The organism is Pandoraea sp. 64-18, assembly GCF_001899225.1.
Lineage (GTDB): Bacteria > Pseudomonadota > Gammaproteobacteria > Burkholderiales > Burkholderiaceae > Pandoraea > Pandoraea cepalis.
Map to the genome: position 1 here is coordinate 73,385 of NZ_MKVU01000010.1, position 1,604 is coordinate 74,988.

The window sequence follows — 1,604 nt, forward strand, 5'->3', positions numbered from 1 at the left end:
TGGTCATCCCACGAGTTCATCGAGGTGCGTTCCAGCAACTTCTGGTTCGGGAAGACGTCGAGCAGTTCCGGATAGGTAAAGCCCGAGAACGATTCAGTCTCCACGGTCGTGATCGTCGTCGGAATATTGAAGATGCGCGCGGCTTTGGCCAGACCGACCGCGTTGTTCTTGAGTGCTTGACGATCCATCGACTGAACGCCGAAGGCCATCTGCGGTTGATGATCGATGAAGATGAGCTGGCTGTTTTGCGGGGTGAGGACTTCGAGCTTGGGATTCGACATGAGGGGCTCCGGTGGTAATGCGGACATGGGGGTGATGCCACGGCGGCAGATCTTCCGAAGCCTATGCCGTTCATGTTGCTCGGACTATCGTCTCTTCGTATTAGCGTCCGTCATCCCCTTTCTGACGCAGTCCGTCCGGCAATGTTTACCGAGAATAGCGCGGACGTTCGTGCTTTTCTATGGCGTCGAACGATATGTCTCGCGGCTATCGTATACTCGTCCGCACTGAATCATGACACTGCCTATCCGCATGAACGGGCTTTCGGATAACGATACCGCGACCGTCTACGTCGTCGACAACGAACCGGCGAGCAGAGACACGCTTTGCGCGCAGCTCTTCGCCGCCGGCGTATGTGCGCGCGGCTTTGCGTGCGGGGCATCGTTCCTTGCGAGCGAACGTGCTGCTGGGCCTGCGTGCCTTGTGGTCGATATGGATTTCGATGTGGTCGGGAGCGGGTTGGCTTTGCAGCGCGCCCTTGTCGCGATGCGGGATCCGATCCCGGTGGTCTTCATCGCCGATGACGCGGATGTGGCGACGAGCGTCCAGGGCATGAAGGCGGGGGCGGTCGACTTTCTCACCAAGCCGTTTGGCGCAGGCGTGTTGCTTGATGCTGTGGGCGCCGCGCTCGCGCAGGATCGTCTGCGCCTCGCACGCGAGAAAGTGAGCACGACCGTCGCCGACCGGGCGCAGCGGCTCTCGCCGCGCGAGCGCGAGGTGATGGCATTGGTCGCGGCGGGCCGCATGAACAAACATATTGCGGACGAGTTGGGCATCAGCGAAGTCACTGTCAAGATTCATCGCGGCAATGCCATGCGCAAAATGGAAGCCCGCTCCTTTGCGGATCTCGTCATCATGGCGCACAAGCTAGGCATGACGTCCCCAGCGCTTTATCACGGCGGTATTGGCCGAAATCGCCGAGAGACCGCCTGATCGACGGCGCGCGGTTCGCGCACCTTCATATCTTGTTGCCCCGTCTCCGGACGCATCGATTCCTGGCGCGCCAACTCCCGACAGATCGACGGCTCGACGCTCAACTGGGCGACCGGGGCGTCGTATGCGCTTGGCGCATCGTTATTTGCCGGAAATTTATCCCGCCATCTCCAGCGGCGACGCGACCAGCCGATCCATATATATAGAAAGATGGCATGGGACGACGTCGCGCTACGCGGCTGCGGATCACTTGTAGACCGTTCCGGCGTGCAAGCATTTTTCGTTGGTGAGGCGCGTGTCGAGCATCGAACACGGCGCTAAACGGCAGGGACGCGTCGCCGCCTTCAAAAAAGTTTCACAAAGGGCTTGCGCGGTTGGTCGAACCTGTCTAA

2 protein-coding genes are annotated in these 1,604 nt (G+C 60.0%); one reads left to right on the plus strand and one right to left on the minus strand.

What is annotated here, in order from left to right; translation table 11 throughout:
• Positions 1-281 (minus strand): cysteine hydrolase family protein (locus tag BGP02_RS08345; protein ID WP_502688472.1); only part of this gene is annotated, 281 nt, incomplete at its 3' end.
• Positions 282-513: 232 nt separating this feature from the next.
• On the opposite strand from BGP02_RS08345, the gene BGP02_RS08350 reads away from it, so the two are divergent.
• Positions 514-1,212, plus strand: coding sequence for a response regulator transcription factor (locus tag BGP02_RS08350; protein ID WP_198288634.1), 699 nt, complete (start codon positions 514-516; stop codon positions 1,210-1,212).
• Positions 1,213-1,604: the final 392 nt, after the last annotated feature.